The sequence below is a fragment of the Ralstonia sp. A12 genome (assembly GCF_000801955.1).
Classification (GTDB): domain Bacteria; phylum Pseudomonadota; class Gammaproteobacteria; order Burkholderiales; family Burkholderiaceae; genus Ralstonia.
In genome coordinates this window covers 88610-107461 of sequence record NZ_JSZO01000020.1, presented here as the reverse complement: position 1 = coordinate 107461, position 18852 = coordinate 88610, and the positions used below count along the sequence as shown (strand labels likewise).

Below are 18852 nucleotides of genomic sequence, written 5' to 3'. Positions count from 1 at the left end.
AATAAAAGGTAATGCCTAACCAAGCTGGACCAAATCTGCGAGGATTTGGCGATGAAAAGATGTCCTGAGTGTGGCTACACGAGGGCATACCAGCTTGGTGATGGCAGGCGCAAATGCCGGCGCTGCGGACACCGGTATCGCTGGCGTAGCGCGTGGGATGCCAGTCGCCTGTCAGTGCGGGTCAAACATGAACTGCTACAGCGATTCGTCTGGGGCGTGCCGGTGTATCGACAGCGCTTTGGCCGCACGGCCAGCCGCCCCGCAATCGAACGCTTTTATCGGCTGATTCGGGCGTGCATGGCCCAGCAAGAGCAGTTGCGCGAGCCGTTCGCGGGAGCCCTAGAATGCGACGAAACGACGTTTGGCGGGGCTCGGCACGGCAAGCGGGGTTGGGGAGCTGCGGGCAAAGTCGTGGTCTTCGGCATCGTCAAACGCAACGGCGAAGTAAAGGCCGCACCGATTGCCCAGCACGACCAGGCGGCCATCATGGAGCAGATCCAGGCCACACCCGAGAGGGCTCGCTGTACTACACCGATGCGTGGCAGGCCTATGCCACCCTGCGGCTACGAGGTGACCATGTGGTGGTGCGCAAGGAGAAAGGCAGGCCCGTCGGCCGGGACCATATCAACGGCATTGAGGGCTTCTGGAGCTACGCCAAGAATTGGCTCTATCCTTACCGTGGAGTGCCTCGCAAACACTTCCACCTTTACTTGGGGGAAGTTTGCTGGCGCTTTAACCACCGAGATCAAGACCTGAAACCCTTGCTGCTCAAGCTCTTGCGGGCAACACCCCAGTCTGAAATCGAACCTATTCTGGTCCAGATTCGTTAGGCATTACCCAATAAAAAAGCCGGCTCCGAAGAGCCGGCTTCCGATCTGCAGCGCAGTGTTGACTTACGCGGCCAGCAGCTGACGCAGCACGAACGGCAGGATACCGCCGTGCTTGTAGTAGTCGACTTCGATCGGCGTGTCGATGCGCAGCAGCACTTGCGCACGCGCGGTCTCGCCGTTGGCGCGCTTGATCACCAGGGTGACGTCCTGTTGCGGCTTGATTTCGCCGTCCAGGCCCTCGATGTCGAAGGTCTCGTCGCCCACGATGCCCAGCGACTGTGCCGAGTCGTTGCCCTTGAACTGCAGCGGCAGCACGCCCATGCCGACCAGGTTCGAGCGGTGGATACGCTCGAAGCTGCGTGCGATCACGGCCTTCACGCCCAGCAGCTGCGTGCCCTTGGCGGCCCAGTCGCGCGAGCTGCCCGTTCCGTACTCTTCGCCACCGAACACGACCGTCGGCGTGCCATCGGCGATGTACTTCATGGCCGCGTCGTAGATCGACATTTGCTCGCCGCTCGGCTGGAACAGCGTTTCGCCGCCTTCCACGCGCGAACCGTCGGCCTTGGCCGGGATCATCAGGTTCTTGATGCGCACGTTGGCGAACGTGCCGCGCATCATCACCTCATGGTTGCCGCGACGCGAGCCATAGCTGTTGAAGTCGGCCTTGAGCACGCCGTTGGCCAGCAGGTACTTGCCGGCGGGCGACGTTTCCTTGATCGAACCGGCCGGGGAGATGTGGTCGGTCGTCACGGAATCGCCAAACACGCCCAGGGCGCGTGCGCCCGAAACCGATGCCGAAGCCTCGGCCGGCGTCATGCCAAAGCCTTCAAAGAACGGCGGCTCGGCAATGTAGGTCGACTTCGGCCAGTCGTAGACCTGCCCCTTCGTGCCCTTGACGTTGGCCCACAGCTTGGACGGCTTCTTGACCTGTTCGTAGTTCGTGCGGAACGTATCGGCGTTCATGGCGAACTTCATCAGCTTGGCGATCTCTTCCGACGTCGGCCAGATGTCGCCCAGGTAGATGTCGCGGCCGTCGTTGCCCTGGCCAACCGGCTGGGTCATCAGGTCGCGCGTCACGTTGCCGGCGATCGCGTAGGCGACGACCAGCGGCGGCGAGGCCAGGAAGTTGGCGCGGATATTCGGGTGGATACGCGCTTCAAAGTTGCGGTTGCCCGACAGCACGGCGGCCGCCACGATGTCGTTCTTGACGATGGCTTCGTTCAGCTCCGGCGTCAGGTCGCCAGCGTTGCCGATACACGTCGTGCAGCCGTACGCCGTCACGCCAAAGCCCAGCTTTTCCAGGTACGGCAGCAGGCCTGCGGCTTCCAGGTACTTGGTCACCACGCGGCTTCCCGGGGCGAGCGACGTCTTGATGTGCGGTGCGACCTGCAGGCCGGCTTCCACCGCCTTCTTGGCCAGCAGGCCGGCTGCCAACAGCACGCTCGGGTTCGAGGTGTTCGTGCACGAGGTGATGGCAGCGATCAGCACGTCGCCGCTCTTCACGTCCACGCCGTTGCTGGTCGTGTAGGTCGTGTCCAGGTCTTCCGACTTCTTGTTGAAGCCGTTTTCCGCGACCGGCTTGGAGAACAGCGACGAGAACGTCGACTTCACGTTGCCGATTTCGATCCGATCTTGCGGGCGCTTCGGACCCGCCAGCGACGGGGCCACTGTGCCCAGGTCCAGCGTCAGCGTCTTGGTGTAGTCGATCTCGCCGGCCTTCGGCACGCCAAACAGCTTCTGTGCCTTGAAGTAGGCTTCGAACGCGTTGATTTCTTCCTTGGTGCGGCCTGTGCCCTTGAAGTAGTCGATGGTCTTTCCGTCGACGGGGAAGAAGCCCATCGTGGCGCCGTATTCCGGTGCCATGTTGCCGATGGTGGCGCGGTCCGGCAGCGACAGGCTGGCCGTGCCTTCGCCGAAGAACTCGACGAACTTGCCGACCACCTTCTCCTTGCGCAGCATTTCGGTGATGGTGAGCACCAGGTCGGTTGCCGTGCAGCCTTCGCGCAGGCGGCCCTTCAACTCCACGCCCACCACGTCCGGCGTCAAGAAGTACACCGGCTGGCCCAGCATGCCGGCTTCGGCTTCGATGCCGCCCACGCCCCAGCCGACCACGCCGATCCCGTTGATCATGGTGGTGTGGCTGTCGGTGCCGACCAGCGTATCCGGGTAGTACACGCCGCTCTTCTTATGGACGCCACGTGCCAGGTATTCCAGGTTGACCTGGTGGACGATGCCGAAGCCCGGCTGCACCACGCCAAACGTGTCGAATGCCTGCATGCCCCACTTCATGAACTGGTAGCGCTCGTTGTTGCGCGAGAATTCCAGTTGCATGTTCAGGTCCAGCGCCTTCTTCTCGCGGAAGTGGTCGACCTGCACCGAGTGGTCCACCACCAGGTCGACCGGCACCAGGGGCTCGATCTTCTTGGGGTTCTTGCCCATGCGCTCGGCCACGTTGCGCATGGCGGCCAGGTCGGCCAGCAGCGGCACGCCGGTGAAGTCCTGCAGCACCACGCGGGCGACCACGAACGGGATCTCGTCAACGCGCTCGGCGTTCGGTTTCCAGTTGGCCAGTTGCGCGACGTGCTCTTCGGTCACCTTCTTGCCGTCGCAGTTGCGCAGCACGGATTCCAGCACGATACGGATCGACACCGGCAGGCGCTCGATCGCCACGCCCAGTTCCTTGCCCAGTTGCGGCAGGGAATGGAACTTGCCGGTCTGGCCGCCGTTGATCTTGAATTCCTTGAGTGTTTTTTTCAGGTTGTGGGGCATGGCATGACTCCAAGGCTTAAGGATTGCGCAGGGCACCGGAGCGCCCTTTGCAGATACATCAAGTCGACAAAATCAAACTCAAATCACGTACAAATCGACATACGCATTGACTGGCATCGCTTCCAGCGTCTTCTGGTTCAGCGATGCCGTCAGGATCGCGTCCTGCTGCCTGGCCGGAAAACGGCGGGCCAGGTTGGTCCTGAACTTCTCGACCAAGAGCGGCATGCCTTCCTTGCGCCGCCGCTTGTGGCCAATCGGGTATTCGACCACGACTTCCTTAAGAGCCTTGCCACCCTTGAACTGGACGGTGATCGCATTGGCGATCGAGCGCTTCTCGGGGTCGTGGTAATCCCGGGTGAACTGCTTGTCTTCCACGCAGACGATCTTCTTGCGCAGTGTATCGATGCGCGGGTCGCGGGCGACGGTGTCTTCGTAGTCCTCAGCCGTCAGCCGGCCGAAGATGAGCGGTACGGCGACCATGTATTGGATGCAGTGGTCGCGGTCCGCCGGGTTGTTCAGCGGGCCTTGCTTGTCGATGATGCGGATCGCCGCTTCGTGCGTGCGGATCGTGATCATTTCAATGTCGTCGATAGCCTTACCAGCCTTTGCAAGTGCCTTGTGCAGTGTCATGGCCGCTTCAGCGGCGGTCTGCGCATGGAACTCGGCCGGGAAGCTGATCTTGAACAGCACGTTTTCCATCACGTACGTGCCGTACTTGCGCTGGAACTTGAATGGCTGGCCCTTGAAGGACGCATCGTAGAAGCCCCAGCCCTTGGCGGTGAGGGCAGAGGGGTAGCCCATCTCGCCGGTCTTGGCCATCAGCGCCAGGCGCACGCCGCGGCTGGTCGCATCGCCTGCGGCCCACGACTTACGGCTGCCGGTATTCGGCGCATGACGGTAGGCGCGCAGTGCCTGGCCATCGACCCACGCCAGCGACACAGCATTGATGATTTCGTCGCGCGACAGCCCGAGCAGTTGCCCGACCACCGCGGTGGTGGCGACCTTGACCAGCACGACGTGGTCCAGCCCCACCTTGTTGAATGCGTTTTCGAGCGCGATGCAGCCCTGGATCTCGTGGGCGCGGATCATCGCGGTCAGCACGTCGCGCATCACGAGCGGCTTCTTGCCGCCGGCGATGTTCGTGCGGGACAACCAGTCCGCCACGGCCAGGATGCCGCCGAGGTTGTCCGACGGATGGCCCCATTCGGCCGCCAGCCAGGTGTCGTTGAAATCCAGCCAGCGGATCATGGCGCCAATGCTGAACGCCGCCTGCACCGGATCGAGCTGGAATTGCGTGCCTGGGACCTTCGCGCCATTCGGCACGACGGTTCCCGGCACGATGGGCCCCAGGAGCTTGGTACACGCCGGATACGACAACGCCTCTAACCCGCAGCCCAAGGTGTCCAGCAGGCAATGGCGCGCCGTATCGTAGGCGGTCTTGCTGTCGACCTTGAACTTGGTCACGTAGTCGACGATATCGACGATGACCTTGTCGGGTTTCGGGCGGATGTTCGCAACCGGTGCGGACATGGGCGGCTCCTGTGGGCCTCTTGCGTCAATGCGCCTTATTGCTTGGCAGGCTGTGCGGCCGGTGCCGATGCCGGGGCAGCATTGTCTTGCAGCATCAGCGGCAGGCCGGCCGGCGCGCGCAGGGCACCGCCTTGGGTCGGGGCCGAGCCGCCAGCAGCCATGTCGGCGGTCTGGCACTCGTCGGCCAGGCGGTGGCCTTCGTTGCGGTCGAACAGCATGGCCTTGGCCGGGATCACCACCAGGTCGAAGCCGGTCTTCTGGTCGAAATAGCGGTCGGCGCCGGTGTGGGTCAGCTGGCGGGGCAGATCATAGTTCTTGCCCTTCCAGTGCAGCTTGATGATCTGGTCGCGCGTCATGTCGCCCGCGATGTACAGCTCGTTGCCCAGTTCGCACTTCCATTGCACGCCTTCCGGCTTGACTGCGGCCACGGGGGCAGCCTTCTTGGTGGTCTTCTTCTTGGCCACGGCCTTCTTGGCAGCCGGCTTGGCCGGGGTGGTCTGTGCGGCAGCGTATTGCGACGCAGCCAGGGCAAAAACGCCGGCGCAGGCGCCCACGATGAACTTGTTCATAGAGTTTCCTTCGGTAAGACGGAGTGGGGAGGCGGTTGCCATGGTCGGGAATGCCAGGGCTTTGCGCGCACCGGCCGGTATTTTGACCGATTTGGTCGCGGCGCCCAACGTTCTGTTACATGGCAACGCAAGCCTTCGTCCAAACGGGGGGTATCGGCCGACTACAGCCCGATTCTGGGCGGCTTACCTCTCGTTTCTTCGTCCTGGCCGTTCTCCTTATCTGTGTGGTGGTGTGGATCAGGTCAAATTTGCGATGCTCAGCCCCGATTCTGCGCAAACAGCGCGTCCAGCTTGGCTTCGTACTCGTGGTAACCAATGCTGTCATACAGTTCCATGCGCGTCTGCATGGTGTCGACTACGTTCTTTTGCGTGCCGTCGCGGCGAATCGCGGCGTAGACGTTCTCCGCCGCCTTGTTCATCGCGCGGAAGGCCGACAGCGGATACAGGATCATCGACACGCCCACCGAGGCCAGTTCTTCGCGCGAGAACAGCGGTGTCTGGCCGAATTCGGTGATGTTGGCGAGTACCGGCACCTTCACGGCATCGACGAACTTGCGATACATCGACAGATCCGTCATCGCCTCGGGAAAGATCGTGTCCGCGCCGGCTTCCACGCAGGCCACGGCGCGTTCGAGGGCGCGGTCAAAACCTTCCACGGCCAGCGCATCGGTGCGGGCCATCACGACGAAGTTGGCGTCGGTGCGTGCGTCAACGGCGGCCTTGATGCGGTCGACCATCTCGTCCTTCGAGACGATCTCCTTGTTTGGGCGATGGCCGCAGCGCTTGGCGCCGACCTGGTCTTCGATATGCATGGCCGCGGCGCCAAACTTGATGAGCGACTTGGTCGTGCGGGCCACGTTGAACGCAGAGGCGCCGAAGCCCGTGTCGACGTCCACCAGCAGCGGCACGTCGCACACGTCGGTGATGCGGCGCACGTCGGTCAACACGTCATCCAGCCCCGAGATGCCGAGGTCCGGCAGGCCCAGCGAGCCCGCTGCCACGCCGCCGCCCGACAGGTAGATCGCGCGATAGCCGGCACGTTTGGCCAGCAGGGCATGGTTGGCATTGATGGTGCCGACGACCTGCAGCGGCGACTCTTCGACCAGGGCCTGGCGGAAGCGGGCGCCTGCGCTGGCTTGGGTGGTGTCGGTCATGGCGAATCTCCTCTCAATGCAATGGCGTGCGTCACGCAAAAAAGCGCGAGGTGGCGTCGGTCGGCATCGGTACGCCGGTGGTGTGCGCACGCTGCAGCACGGCCCACCAGTAGCGGTAGCTGGCGCGGTCATGCAGGCGCCCATCATGCTGGATTGGGCCCCACGACGCATCCTGCGCAGCTGCAAGAATGGCGGCGGCCTGTGTCACTTCTTCGTGTGACGGGCGGAACGCGGAAACGATTGGCGCGATCTGGTCAGGGTGGATGCTCCACTTGCGCAGATAGCCGAATTCATTGCGCGCGCGCGCTGCATCGTTGCCGGCGCGGTCCGGGTGCTTGATGTCGGTGCTGACGTTGTGCGATGGCACCTTGCCGTGCGCGTGGCATGCGGCGGAAATATCGGTCAGCGCACGGCGGATCAGTGGATGCTCGAACTGCTCCGGCGAGCCCATCGCCGCCCCAGGAATCGCGCCGTTGTGCGCCGAAACGAAATCCATCAACCCGAAGCTCAGGCATTCCACCTGCACCAGCGAGGCGATATCGAATACCTGCGCCAGCGCGCCATGCGTTTCGATCAGCACATGGATCGGCAGGTGTCGCGCGATGCCGGCGGCCTTGGCAGCCTGATTGACGCGGTCGGTCACGCGGGCCACTTCCACCACATCACGCACCTTGGGCACGGTCACGTAGGCGAGACGGCTGCCGGCCTGGCCGACAAGGATGTCGACATCCTGTGTCCACGCATCGTGACTCGGGTCGTGGATGCGCACGCCGACGCGGTTGAAGCGGTTGTCGTCGCTATTGATGAGGGCGGCGGCCAGTTCTGCGTGTGCGCGTTCCTGGCCGACGGCGGCGCCGTCTTCGCAGTCAAACGTGATGTCGAAGACGGGGCCAAGGGCTTGTTGCAGGGCGAGCGACTTGCGCATCAGCTTTTCTGCGCCCGCATAGTGGTCGCAAACCGGCAGTTGGGCCGGAACGTCGTCGTCCTGGAACAAAACCTCGGTGGGATGCACTGCGTCGTATCGGTATGAGTGGCGCTTGCTGCTCGGGCGCCGGTGTTCCGGATGTAAAAAAACCGGAGGGTTCGTTGCCGATCCGCTCCGGTTTTTCCTCAGATCATGCTGCTCAGCCCAGCAGGTGCTGCACGCCAGCGCGCTCGCCTTCCAGCTCGTCGAGCGTGATCTTGATCTTGCCTTGGCTGTACTCGTCGATCTCCAGACCCTTGACCACTTCGTACTTACCGTTGGCGGTCGTGACCGGGAAACCGAACATCACGTCTTGCGGGATGCCGTAGTCGCCGTTCGACGGGATGCCCATCGTGACGATCTTGCCGTTCGAGCCCAGCAGCCAGTCGCGCACGTGGTCGATGGCAGCGCCAGCAGCCGAGGCAGCCGACGACAGGCCACGCGCTTCAATGATGGCAGCGCCGCGCTTGCCGACGGTCGGCAGGAACACGTCGTTGTTCCACACCGGATCGTTGATCATGTCCTTGACGCTCTTGCCGTCGATCGTGGCGTAGCGATAGTCGGCGTACATCGTCGGGCTGTGGTTGCCCCACACGAACAGCTTCTCGATGCTCGACACCGGCTTGCCGGTCTTGGCAGCGATCTGCGACAGAGCACGATTGTGGTCCAGGCGCAGCATGGCGGTGAAGTTCTCGCGCGGCAGGTCCGGCGCCGACTTCATGGCGATGTAGGCATTGGTGTTGGCCGGGTTGCCGACCACCAGCACCTTGACGTTGCGCGAGGCAACAGCGTTCAGGGCCTTGCCCTGTGCCGTGAAGATCTGGGCGTTGGCGGACAGCAGGTCTGCGCGCTCCATGCCCGGGCCGCGGGGGCGAGCGCCCACCAGCAGGGCCACGTCCACGTCCTTGAATGCAGTCATCGGGTCGGAGTGGGCTTCCATGCCGGCCAGCAGCGGGAAAGCGCAGTCGTCGAGCTCCATCATCACGCCCTTGAGCGCCTTCTGGGCCTTCTCATCGGGAATTTCCAGCAGTTGCAGGATGACGGGCTGGTCCTTGCCCAGCATTTCGCCGGAGGCGATACGGAACAGCAGGGCGTAACCGATCTGACCAGCAGCGCCGGTCACTGCGACGCGCATGGGTGCTTTTGCCATGAGAACTCTCCAAACGGTAGTGAAAAGCGGATCGCACTGCGCGCGGCGGGGCATCCTCGCGGGATGTCGGTGCAGCCTCGCAGGCATTGCCGGCAACGGTCGGCGCCTCGTGGGCGGTCGGCTCGGAATCAGCAAGAGCCTCGCAGTTTAATGCGTCCGCATGACGAAGTGGAAACACCCTTGCGATTGATCTTGAAGCCTGCCGGCGCAAGTGTGGAGCCCGTCGTCCGGAACAGGCGCGAGTGTAGGGCTGGCCTCACTCGAAAGTCAATCAATCTTCTGTCTTATATAAGACATAAGACATTCTATAAACGGGCTGGACGCGTTCGCCGCTTTTGTGGTGAAATCGGCAGTTATGTCGAGTACATCCAGCCCTCAGCCCGCCGTCGTGCCGCCGTCTAACGGTGGTGAGGCCGGCGCGCAGCCCGCATCTGCGGGTGCCGGGGGTGGATCGCCCACCTTCAGCCCGCTGTACCAGCAGATCAAGAAGTTGATCCTGCAGAGCCTGCAGACCGGCGAATGGAAGCCGGGCGAAATGATCCCCAGCGAGATGGAATTGGCGGCCCGCTACAAGGTCAGCCAGGGCACCGTGCGCAAGGCGATCGACGAACTGGCTGCCGAGAACCTGGTGGCGCGCCGCCAAGGTAAGGGCACATTCGTCACCACACATTACGAAGAGGGTGTGCAGTTCCGCTTCCTGCGCCTGATGCCGGAGCAGGGCGAGCAGCATTACCCCAGCAGTCGCGTGCTGGAGTGCAAGCGCATGCGCGCACCGGCCGAGATCTCCCGCCTGCTCGAACTCAAGGCTGGCGACAGTGTCGTGCAGATTCGCCGCGTGCTGTTCTTCTCCAGCGAGCCGACGGTGTTTGAAGAGATCTGGCTGCCGGGCGCTAGCTTCAAAGGGTTGACGGCTGAAAAGCTGACCGAGTGGAAGGGCCCGATGTACGCGTTCTTCGAGGCGGAATTCGGCGTACGCATGCTACGTGCTACGGAGCGTATCCGCGCTGTGGCGGCGGACGCGGCCACAGCTGAGTTGCTATCGGTGCAGGCCGGATCGCCGTTGCTGTCGGTGGAGCGCGTGTCGCACACGTTCGGTGACAAGCCGGTGGAACTACGTCGTGGCCTGTACGTCACGACACGGCACTTCTACCAGAACGAGTTGAATTGACGACGCGCCGCCAGGCCTGGTTCATGCGGGTCGGCGGCGTTTTGATTTGTTGAGCGTGCAACAGCGTATTGCGCGTCATGAAGGCGGTGTAGAACAGATAATTGCCCGCGCATCACGCCACTGGCAGGCGAGGGCAGGAAGCACAAAAGTGGAGCGCGCCGAGTGGAATTATTGGTGCGCTGCGCAACAAAAGCGCGATAGAATCGTGCGGATTTGTGCAAAGCAGTTTTGTTAGTTGATTAGCCAATGGGGTCTGACATGGCAGAAGCCATCAAGAAAGCCAGGCCGGAATTCAGGAACATCGGCGTGGGCGACATCGCCCGCTACCGCTTGCCCTGGGCCGGTAAGGTATCCATCTTGCATCGTGCCAGCGGTGCACTGATGTTCCTTCTTCTTCCGTTCGTGCTGTACTTGCTAGAGCAAAGTCTCACGTCGGAAATCAGTTTCGCCAAGTTCACCGCGCTTCTGTCTAGCGGCTTCGCCAAGGTGGTCGTCCTCGCGCTGATCTGGGCCTACCTGCACCACTTCTGCGCCGGCATCCGTTATCTGCTCCTCGATCTGCATGTCGGCATCGACAAGGCCACCTCGGCCAAGTCGGCCGTGAGCGTGCTGATCGTCAGCCTGCTGCTGACCGTCGTGTTTGGCGCCAAGCTGTTCGGCCTGTTCTGAGGAGCTCCTGATGGCAAATAACAATATTGGTCCCAAGCGCCTGGTTGTTGGCGCGCACTACGGCCTGAAGGATTTCCTCGCGCAGCGCGTGACTGCCGTGGTCATGGCGGTCTACACCGTTGTGCTGCTGGCCGCGTTCCTGCTCTCGAAAGACACGTCGTATCAAAGCTGGGCTGGCCTGTTCTCCAACCAGTGGATGAAGCTGCTGACGTTCGTGGCCTTCCTGTCGCTCACGTATCACGCCTGGATTGGCGTGCGTGACATCTGGATGGATTACGTGAAGCCCGTGGCAGTGCGTTTGACGCTGCAAGTGTTGACGATTCTGTGGCTCGTCGGTTGTGCGGGCTACGCAGCTCAGATTCTCTGGAGGGTTTAAGACATGGTCGCAGTCAAGACTGGGCTGCCGCGCCGCAAGTTCGACGTCGTGATCGTCGGTGCGGGCGGTTCGGGCATGCGCGCATCGCTGCAGCTCGCTGAAGCTGGCCTCTCCGTGGCCGTGCTGTCCAAGGTTTTCCCCACCCGCTCGCACACCGTGGCGGCGCAGGGTGGTATCGGTGCTTCGCTGGGCAACATGAGCGAAGACAACTGGCACTATCACTTCTACGACACCATCAAGGGTTCCGACTGGCTCGGCGACCAAGATGCGATCGAGTTCATGTGCCGTCAAGCACCGAACGTGGTCTATGAACTGGAACACTTCGGCATGCCGTTCGACCGCAACGCCGACGGCACGATCTACCAGCGTCCGTTCGGCGGCCACACGTCGAACTACGGTGAGAAGCCGGTGCAGCGTGCCTGCGCCGCGGCTGACCGTACCGGCCACGCACTGCTGCACACGCTGTATCAGCGTAACGTGCGTGCCAAGACCCACTTCTTCACCGAGTGGATGGCGCTCGACCTGATCCGCGACCAGGAAGGCGATGTGCTGGGCGTGACGGCGCTGGAAATGGAAACCGGCGAGGTCTACATCCTCGAAGGCAAGACGACGCTGTTCGCCACGGGCGGTGCAGGTCGTATCTATGCAGCTTCCACCAACGCCTTCATCAACACGGGTGACGGCCTGGGCATGGCAGCGCGCGCAGGCGTGCCGCTGGAAGACATGGAGTTCTGGCAGTTCCACCCGACCGGCGTGGCCGGCGCGGGCGTGCTGATCACGGAAGGCGTGCGCGGCGAGGGCGGCATCCTGCGTAACAAGGATGGCGAGCGCTTCATGGAGCGCTATGCCCCGACGCTGAAGGATTTGGCACCGCGTGACTTCGTGTCGCGCTCGATGGACCAGGAAATCAAGGAAGGCCGTGGCTGCGGCCCGAACGGCGACTACGTGCTGCTCGACCTGACCCACGTCGGTGCCGAGACCATCATGAAGCGCCTGCCGTCGATCCGCGAAATCGGCCTGAAGTTCGCCAACGTCGATGCGATCAAGGAACCGATTCCGGTCGTGCCGACCATCCACTATCAGATGGGCGGTATTCCGACCAACTATCACGGTCAGGTCGTGGTGCCGAAGAACGGCAGCCCGAATGAAGTCATCAACGGCTTCTACGCGATCGGTGAATGCTCGTGCGTGTCGGTGCACGGCGCCAATCGTCTGGGCACGAACTCGCTGCTCGATCTGGTGGTGTTCGGCCGCTCGGCGGGTAACCACATCATTGCGCAGAACCTGAAGAACCGCGAACACAAGCCGCTGCCGGCTGATGCTGCCGACCTTGCGCTGTCGCGCCTGGCCAAGCTGGATTCGTCCAGCTCGGGCGAGTACGCGCAGGACGTCGCCAACGACATCCGCCGCAACATGCAGTCGCACGCGGGTGTGTTCCGTACGCAGGCCCTGATGGACGAAGGCGTACAGCGCATTCTGGAAGTGGCTGAGCGCGGTGCCAACATCCACTTGAAGGACAAGTCCAAGGTGTTCAACACCGCGCGCGTCGAAGCGCTGGAAGTGGCCAACCTGGTGGAAGTGGCCAAGGCGACGATGGTGTCGGCCGCTGCCCGCAAGGAATCGCGTGGTGCACACGCCCACAGCGATTTCCCGAACCGCGACGACGAAAACTGGATGAAGCACACGCTGTACTACAGCGAAGGCAACCGTCTGGAATACAAGCCTGTGACGATGAAGCCGTTGACGGTGGAAAGCGTGCCGCCCAAGGCCCGTACGTTCTAACCGGAAGGACCCACAAAAATGAAGCGTATTTTTGAAGTCTATCGCTACGATCCGGATAAGGACGCAGCGCCCCGCATGCAGACCTATGAGGTTGAACTCGACGGTCACGAACGCATGCTGCTCGACGCGCTGGTCAAGCTGAAGAAGCTGGACGAGTCGATCGCGTTCCGTCGTTCGTGCCGCGAAGGCGTGTGCGGCTCCGACGCCATGAACATCAACGGCAAGAATGGTCTGGCCTGCCTGACCAATATGCGTGAGCTGCCCGAGAAGATCGTGCTGCGTCCGCTGCCGGGGCTGCCCGTGGTGCGTGACCTGATCGTCGATATGACGCACTTCTTCAACCAGTACCACTCGATCAAGCCGTTCCTGATCAACGACGAGCCGCCGCCCGAGAAGGAGCGTCTGCAGTCGCCGGAAGAGCGTGAAGAGCTGGACGGCCTGTACGAGTGCATTCTGTGCGCGAGCTGCTCGACGTCGTGCCCATCGTTCTGGTGGAACCCGGACAAGTTTGTCGGCCCGGCTGGCCTGCTGCAGGCTTACCGCTTCATCGCCGACAGCCGTGACCAAGCGACCAACGAGCGCCTCGATAACCTCGAGGATCCGTATCGCCTGTTCCGCTGCCACACCATCATGAACTGCGTTGATGTGTGCCCGAAGGGTCTGAACCCGACCAAGGCCATCGGCAAGATCAAGGAACTGATGGTGCGCCGCGCGGTGTAAATCGCAACGCACCCAGCGTCGCCGGAGCGGTTTTCCGGCGACGCGTCTTTTGAAGAGCATGACCGCTGTGACTACCCCGACGTTCTCTCACCAAGCCGATCCGCACAAGCGCGCACGTCTGCGCTGGCGTGCCCGACGCGGTTTGCTCGAGAACGATATCATCGTCGAGCGCTTCTTCAACCGCTACGAGACGGAGCTGTCAGATGATGACGTTGCCGCACTCTCGCAGTTGTTCGATCTGCCCGACAACGACCTGATGGACCTCCTGCTTGCGCGCAAGGAGCCTGAAGGTGATCTCGACGTGCCGGAAGTCAAGCACGTCCTGACCTTGCTGCGTTCGGTCTGACACCGGCGCACGAGAGGTTGCCGCAAGACGAATCGGTCCAGCCGCCCCCACGGCACCCTGCGATCCGTCTGGCGGGAGTCTCCCGTATTCATTTTCATAAACAGCAGAGAAGGAAACCGACATGACGCCGTCCGAAGTGAAAGCCACCCTATCGTTTTCCGATGGCTCGCCCAGCGTCGAGTTGCCGATCTACAAGGGCACTGTCGGGCCCGACGTGATCGACATCCGCAAGCTGTACGGCCAGACGGGCAAGTTCACGTACGACCCCGGCTTCATGTCGACCGCGTCGTGCAATTCCAAGATCACCTACATCGACGGCGACAAGGGTGAGCTGCTGTACCGCGGCTACGCCATCGACGATCTGGCCAGCAAGTGCGATTTCATGGAAATCTGCTACCTGCTGCTCAAGGGCGAACTGCCCAACGCCAAGCAGAAGGAAGAGTTCAACCATGTGGTGACGAATCACACCATGGTGCACGAGCAGATGCAGTTCTTCCTGCGCGGTTTCCGCCGTGACGCCCACCCGATGGCTGTGCTGACGGGCTTGGTCGGTGCGATGAGCGCGTTCTACCCGGACGCCGCCAACATCAACGACCCGCGCGAGCGCGAGATCTCGCAGATCCGTCTGATCGCCAAGCTGCCGACGCTGGTGGCCATGGCCTACAAGTACAACATCGGTCAGCCGCTGATCTACCCGCAGAACAACCTGTCGTACACCGGCAACTTCATGCGCATGATGTTTGCCACGCCGTGTGAAGACTACAAGGTGAACCCGGTGCTGGAGCGTGCTCTGGACCGCATCTTCATCCTGCACGCTGATCACGAGCAGAACGCGTCGACTTCGACGGTGCGTCTGGCCGGTTCGTCGGGCACGAACCCGATCGCCGCCATTGCTGCTGGTATCGCCTGCCTGTGGGGCCCGGCGCACGGTGGCGCGAACGAAGCCGCGCTGAACATGCTGGAAGAGATCGGCTCGGTCGACAAGGTTCCTGAGTTCATCAAGCAGGTCAAGGACAAGAACAGCGGCGTGCGCCTGATGGGCTTTGGCCACCGCGTGTACAAGAACTACGACCCGCGCGCCAAGCTGATGCGCGAAACCTGCCATGAAGTGCTGAACGAACTGGGTCTGCACAACGACCCGCTGTTCAAGCTCGCCATGGAGCTGGAAAAGATCGCGCTGGAAGACGAATACTTCGTCAGCCGCAAGCTGTACCCGAACGTCGATTTCTACTCGGGTATCGTGCAGCGCGCACTGGGCATCCCGTCGTCGATGTTCACCTGTATCTTCGCGCTGGCTCGCTCGGTGGGCTGGATCTCGCAGTGGGAAGAGATGATCACTGATCCGGAATACAAGATTGGCCGTCCGCGCCAGCTGTTCAACGGCGCTGCAACCCGCGAAGTGCCGTCGATCGACAAGCGCTAAGCCAGGCTGTCCGCTTCACAAGAACCCCGCTCGGGAAACCGGCGGGGTTTTTTCTTGCCTGGAGATTGCCAGGGCGAGCTTTCGCGAAATGACGAAACCCCCTTTCGTCAGTCACGTCCGGTGCGCATTGCACCGGGTGGCATAATCGATCACTCCCCACGAAACTGCTCGCGCAGCCGCCTGAAAGGGCACGTTGTGCACGGATCGCATCATGGCAAAGACGCTCTACGACAAACTCTGGGACGATCACGTCGTTCATACCGAAGAGGACGGCACGACCGTGCTCTACATCGATCGCCAACTGCTGCACGAGGTGACGAGTCCGCAGGCGTTCGAAGGCCTGAAGATGGCGCAGCGTCCGGTCTGGCGCATCAGCGCCAACCTGGCCGTGTCGGACCACAACGTGCCGACCACCGACCGCTCGCACGGCATCGCCGATCCGGTCTCCAAGCTGCAGGTCGATACGCTCGACGCCAACTGCGACAGCTACGGCATCACGCAATTCAAGATGACCGACAAGCGTCAAGGCATCGTGCACGTGATCGGGCCGGAGCAGGGCGCGACGCTGCCGGGTATGACGGTGGTCTGCGGTGATTCGCACACCAGCACGCACGGCGCATTCGGCGCGCTGGCACACGGCATCGGCACGTCCGAAGTCGAGCACGTGCTGGCTACGCAGACGCTGCTCGCCAAGAAGAGCAAGAACATGCTCGTGAAGGTGGAAGGCACGCTGCCGCGCGGCTGCACCGCCAAGGACATTGTGCTGGCCATCATCGGTAAGATCGGTACGGCTGGCGGCACGGGCTACGCCATGGAATTCGGCGGCTCGGCCATCCGTGCGCTGTCGATGGAAGGGCGCATGACCGTATGCAACATGGCGATCGAAGGTGGCGCACGTGCCGGCATGATCGGCGTGGATGATGTCACGCTCGAGTACATCAAGGGCCGTCCGTTCGCGCCGCAGGGCGTGGAGTGGGAGCAGGCCGTCACCTACTGGCGCACGCTGCACTCCGACGAAGGTGCCCACTTCGATCACTTGGTCGAGCTGCGCGCTGAAGACATCCGCCCGCAGGTGAGCTGGGGTACGTCGCCGGAAATGGTGGTCAGCATTGAAGACCGTGTGCCGGATCCTGACAAGGAGAAGGACCCGAACAAGCGCAACGCCATGGAGCGCGCGCTCGAATACATGGGCCTGCAGCCGAACGTTGCCATCAGCGACATCAACATCGACAAGGTCTTCATCGGCTCGTGCACCAACAGCCGTATCGAAGACATGCGCGCTGCTGCGTGGGTGGTGCAGAAGCTGGGCAAGCGCATTGCCTCCAACGTGAAGCTGGCGATGGTTGTGCCGGGCTCGGGCCTTGTGAAGGAACAGGCCGAGCGCGAAGGGCTCGACAAGATCTTCAAGGCGGCGGGTTTTGAATGGCGTGAGCCGGGTTGCTCGATGTGCCTGGCGATGAATGCCGACCGCCTCGACCCGGGCGAGCGCTGCGCTTCCACGTCCAACCGCAACTTCGAAGGCCGTCAGGGCGCGGGTGGCCGCACCCACCTCGTGAGCCCGGCGATGGCCGCTGCGGCTGCGCTGGAAGGCCACTTCGTCGACGTGCGCAAGCTCGCTTGAGCGGCAGGATAGAGAGAGCAATCATGGAACAATTCACCATCCACACCGGCCTCGTGGCGCCGCTCGACCGCGAGAACGTCGACACCGACGCCATCATCCCGAAGCAATTCCTCAAGTCGATCAAGCGCACGGGCTTCGGCCCGAACCTGTTTGATGAGTGGCGCTACAAGGACGTCGGCGAACCCGGCCAGGACAACAGCAACCGTCCGCTGAACCCAGACTTCGTGCTGAACCAGCCGCGCTACAAGGGTGCATCGGTTTTGTTGGCGCGCAAGAACTTCGGCTGCGGCAGCTCACGTGAGCACGCACCGTGGGCGCTTCAGCAGTACGGCTTCCGCGCCATCATCGCGCCGAGCTTTGCCGACATCTTCTTCAACAACTGCTTCAAGAACGGCCTGCTGCCGATCGTGCTGACGGAGTCGCAAGTCGACCACCTGTTCAACGAGACGCAAGCCTTCGTCGGCTACCAGTTGACCGTCGATCTGGACAAGCAGGTTGTCGTCACGCCGGGCGGCACGGCTTACCCGTTTGATATCACGGCATTCCGCAAATACTGCCTGCTCAACGGCTTCGACGACATCGGCCTGACCCTGCGCTATGCAGACCAGATCAAGGCCTACGAAGCGCAGCGCCTGGCGAAGATGCCGTGGCTTGCACACAAGCTCGTCGGCTGATCTGACCATAGAACAATAAGGACATACGCATGACCAAGATTGCAGTGTTGCCGGGTGACGGCATTGGCAAGGAAATCGTCGCCGAGGCCGTGAAGGTGCTCAAGGTGCTGGGCGAGTCGTTCGAGATGGAATTTGCCCCGGTGGGTGGCGCCGGCTACGAAGCCGAAGGCCATCCGCTGCCGGAAGGCACGCTCAAACTCGCCAAGGAGGCTGACGCCATCCTGTTCGGCGCGGTGGGTGATTGGAAGTACGACACGCTGGCGCGCGAGCTGCGTCCCGAGCAGGCCATCCTCGGCTTGCGCAAGCACCTGCAGCTGTTCGCCAACTTCCGTCCGGCGATCTGCTATCCGGAACTGGCCGGCGCATCGAGCCTGAAGCCCGAGATCGTCGCAGGTCTCGACATCCTGATCGTGCGCGAACTGACCGGTGACATTTACTTCGGTCAGCCGCGCGGCGTGCGTGCAGCACCGGACGGCCTGTTCGCCGGCGCACGTGAAGGCTTCGACACCATGCGCTACAGCGAGCCGGAAATCCGCCGCATCGCGCACGTCGCTTTCCAAGCAGCCGCCAAGCGTGGCAAGAAGCTGTGCAGCGTCGACAAGGCTAACGTGCTCGAAACGTTCCAGTTCTGGAAGGACATCGTCACCGATGTGCACAAGGAATACCCGGAAGTCGAGTTGTCGCACATGTACGTCGACAACGCGGCCATGCAGCTCGTCAAGGCGCCGAAGAACTTTGATGTGATCGTCACCGGCAACATGTTCGGCGACATCCTCTCGGATGAGGCTGCGATGCTGACGGGCTCGATCGGCATGCTGCCGTCGGCGTCGCTCGATGCGAACAACAAGGGCCTGTACGAGCCGTCGCACGGTTCCGCACCGGACATCGCGGGCAAGGGCGTTGCCAACCCGCTGGCGACCATCCTGTCGGCGGCGATGATGCTGCGCTATTCGCTGGGCAAGGCCGAGCAGGCTGACCGCATCGAGAACGCTGTCAAGAAAGTGCTGGCCCAGGGCTACCGCACTGGCGACATCGTGACGCCGGGCTGCAAGCAAGTCGGTACCGTGGAGATGGGCGACGCCGTGGTCGCCGCGCTCTAAGCTGGGA

17 protein-coding genes are annotated in these 18852 nt (G+C 62.3%); 11 read left to right on the top strand and 6 right to left on the bottom strand.

Going from position 1 to position 18852, the window contains the following annotated elements:
• Nucleotides 1–344: 344 nt before the first annotated feature.
• Nucleotides 345–830, top strand: a complete 486-nt coding sequence (locus PI87_RS21205; RefSeq protein ID WP_442965506.1) for a transposase — start codon at nt 345–347, stop codon at nt 828–830.
• A 63-nt stretch (nt 831–893) separates the two neighbouring features.
• On the opposite strand, the gene acnA is transcribed toward PI87_RS21205, so the two are convergent.
• The 6 genes from acnA to PI87_RS21175 all read right to left on the bottom strand — a co-directional run bounded on the left by acnA (nt 894) and on the right by PI87_RS21175 (nt 8966).
• Nucleotides 894–3599, bottom strand: a complete 2706-nt coding sequence (gene acnA, locus PI87_RS21200; RefSeq protein ID WP_039599698.1) for an aconitate hydratase AcnA — start codon at nt 3597–3599, stop codon at nt 894–896.
• Between the two features lie 78 nt (nt 3600–3677).
• Nucleotides 3678–5129, bottom strand: coding sequence for a bifunctional 2-methylcitrate dehydratase/aconitate hydratase (locus tag PI87_RS21195; RefSeq protein ID WP_039599697.1), 1452 nt, complete (start codon nt 5127–5129; stop codon nt 3678–3680).
• Between the two features lie 35 nt (nt 5130–5164).
• Nucleotides 5165–5698: a hypothetical protein gene (locus PI87_RS21190; protein WP_039599696.1), complete on the bottom strand. Its 534-nt coding sequence runs from the start codon at nt 5696–5698 to the stop codon at nt 5165–5167.
• 257 nt (nt 5699–5955) lie between these two features.
• Entirely contained in the window at nt 5956–6852 is an 897-nt protein-coding gene (gene prpB / locus PI87_RS21185; RefSeq protein WP_039599695.1) for a methylisocitrate lyase, read from the bottom strand.
• A 31-nt stretch (nt 6853–6883) separates the two neighbouring features.
• Complete coding sequence (locus PI87_RS21180) at nt 6884–7864, bottom strand: HpcH/HpaI aldolase/citrate lyase family protein (RefSeq protein WP_039599694.1); 981 nt, start codon at nt 7862–7864, stop codon at nt 6884–6886.
• 112 nt (nt 7865–7976) lie between these two features.
• The gene (locus PI87_RS21175; protein ID WP_021194926.1) at nt 7977–8966 is read right to left on the bottom strand and encodes a malate dehydrogenase; all 990 of its coding nucleotides are present in this window, start codon (nt 8964–8966) and stop codon (nt 7977–7979) included.
• A gap of 355 nt (nt 8967–9321) precedes the next feature.
• Here PI87_RS21175 and PI87_RS21170 point away from each other — a divergent pair, with 355 nt between their 5' ends.
• The 10 genes from PI87_RS21170 (at nt 9322) to leuB (ending at nt 18845) form a co-directional block, all read left to right on the top strand.
• Nucleotides 9322–10134: a GntR family transcriptional regulator gene (locus tag PI87_RS21170; protein WP_039599693.1), complete on the top strand. Its 813-nt coding sequence runs from the start codon at nt 9322–9324 to the stop codon at nt 10132–10134.
• A gap of 258 nt (nt 10135–10392) precedes the next feature.
• A complete protein-coding gene (sdhC, locus tag PI87_RS21165) occupies nt 10393–10803 on the top strand; it encodes a succinate dehydrogenase, cytochrome b556 subunit (RefSeq protein WP_039599692.1) in 411 nt (136 codons plus the stop codon).
• 10 nt (nt 10804–10813) lie between these two features.
• Nucleotides 10814–11179 carry a succinate dehydrogenase, hydrophobic membrane anchor protein gene (gene sdhD, locus PI87_RS21160; protein WP_039599691.1) on the top strand — a complete coding sequence of 122 codons (366 nt, stop codon included), beginning with the start codon at nt 10814–10816 and terminating at the stop codon, nt 11177–11179.
• Between the two features lie 3 nt (nt 11180–11182).
• A complete protein-coding gene (gene sdhA, locus PI87_RS21155) occupies nt 11183–12961 on the top strand; it encodes a succinate dehydrogenase flavoprotein subunit (RefSeq protein WP_039599690.1) in 1779 nt (592 codons plus the stop codon).
• Between the two features lie 18 nt (nt 12962–12979).
• Nucleotides 12980–13681, top strand: coding sequence for a succinate dehydrogenase iron-sulfur subunit (locus tag PI87_RS21150; protein ID WP_021194920.1), 702 nt, complete (start codon nt 12980–12982; stop codon nt 13679–13681).
• Between the two features lie 58 nt (nt 13682–13739).
• On the top strand, nt 13740–14027 hold the full coding sequence (locus tag PI87_RS21145; protein WP_039599689.1) for an FAD assembly factor SdhE: 288 nt from the start codon (nt 13740–13742) through the stop codon (nt 14025–14027).
• Between the two features lie 121 nt (nt 14028–14148).
• Nucleotides 14149–15450, top strand: a complete 1302-nt coding sequence (gltA, locus tag PI87_RS21140; RefSeq protein ID WP_039599688.1) for a citrate synthase — start codon at nt 14149–14151, stop codon at nt 15448–15450.
• Between the two features lie 211 nt (nt 15451–15661).
• Nucleotides 15662–17071 carry a 3-isopropylmalate dehydratase large subunit gene (leuC, locus tag PI87_RS21135; RefSeq protein ID WP_039599740.1) on the top strand — a complete coding sequence of 470 codons (1410 nt, stop codon included), beginning with the start codon at nt 15662–15664 and terminating at the stop codon, nt 17069–17071.
• 23 nt (nt 17072–17094) lie between these two features.
• Nucleotides 17095–17745, top strand: a complete 651-nt coding sequence (gene leuD / locus PI87_RS21130; RefSeq protein WP_039599687.1) for a 3-isopropylmalate dehydratase small subunit — start codon at nt 17095–17097, stop codon at nt 17743–17745.
• A 29-nt stretch (nt 17746–17774) separates the two neighbouring features.
• A complete protein-coding gene (leuB, locus tag PI87_RS21125; RefSeq protein WP_039599686.1) occupies nt 17775–18845 on the top strand; it encodes a 3-isopropylmalate dehydrogenase in 1071 nt (356 codons plus the stop codon).
• Nucleotides 18846–18852: the final 7 nt, after the last annotated feature.

Bases quoted from the DNA above. Each gene is read 5' to 3' on its own strand.
- PI87_RS21205 (WP_442965506.1), top strand. From the start codon at position 345: ATGCGACGAAACGACGTTTGGCGGGGCTCGGCACGGCAAGCGGGGTTG.
- acnA (WP_039599698.1), bottom strand. From the start codon at position 3,599: ATGCCCCACAACCTGAAAAAAACACTCAAGGAATTCAAGATCAACGGC.
- PI87_RS21195 (WP_039599697.1), bottom strand. From the start codon at position 5,129: ATGTCCGCACCGGTTGCGAACATCCGCCCGAAACCCGACAAGGTCATC.
- PI87_RS21190 (WP_039599696.1), bottom strand. From the start codon at position 5,698: ATGAACAAGTTCATCGTGGGCGCCTGCGCCGGCGTTTTTGCCCTGGCT.
- prpB (WP_039599695.1), bottom strand. From the start codon at position 6,852: ATGACCGACACCACCCAAGCCAGCGCAGGCGCCCGCTTCCGCCAGGCC.
- PI87_RS21175 (WP_021194926.1), bottom strand. From the start codon at position 8,966: ATGGCAAAAGCACCCATGCGCGTCGCAGTGACCGGCGCTGCTGGTCAG.
- PI87_RS21170 (WP_039599693.1), top strand. From the start codon at position 9,322: ATGTCGAGTACATCCAGCCCTCAGCCCGCCGTCGTGCCGCCGTCTAAC.
- sdhC (WP_039599692.1), top strand. From the start codon at position 10,393: ATGGCAGAAGCCATCAAGAAAGCCAGGCCGGAATTCAGGAACATCGGC.
- sdhD (WP_039599691.1), top strand. From the start codon at position 10,814: ATGGCAAATAACAATATTGGTCCCAAGCGCCTGGTTGTTGGCGCGCAC.
- sdhA (WP_039599690.1), top strand. From the start codon at position 11,183: ATGGTCGCAGTCAAGACTGGGCTGCCGCGCCGCAAGTTCGACGTCGTG.
- PI87_RS21150 (WP_021194920.1), top strand. From the start codon at position 12,980: ATGAAGCGTATTTTTGAAGTCTATCGCTACGATCCGGATAAGGACGCA.
- PI87_RS21145 (WP_039599689.1), top strand. From the start codon at position 13,740: ATGACCGCTGTGACTACCCCGACGTTCTCTCACCAAGCCGATCCGCAC.
- gltA (WP_039599688.1), top strand. From the start codon at position 14,149: ATGACGCCGTCCGAAGTGAAAGCCACCCTATCGTTTTCCGATGGCTCG.
- leuC (WP_039599740.1), top strand. From the start codon at position 15,662: ATGGCAAAGACGCTCTACGACAAACTCTGGGACGATCACGTCGTTCAT.
- leuD (WP_039599687.1), top strand. From the start codon at position 17,095: ATGGAACAATTCACCATCCACACCGGCCTCGTGGCGCCGCTCGACCGC.
- leuB (WP_039599686.1), top strand. From the start codon at position 17,775: ATGACCAAGATTGCAGTGTTGCCGGGTGACGGCATTGGCAAGGAAATC.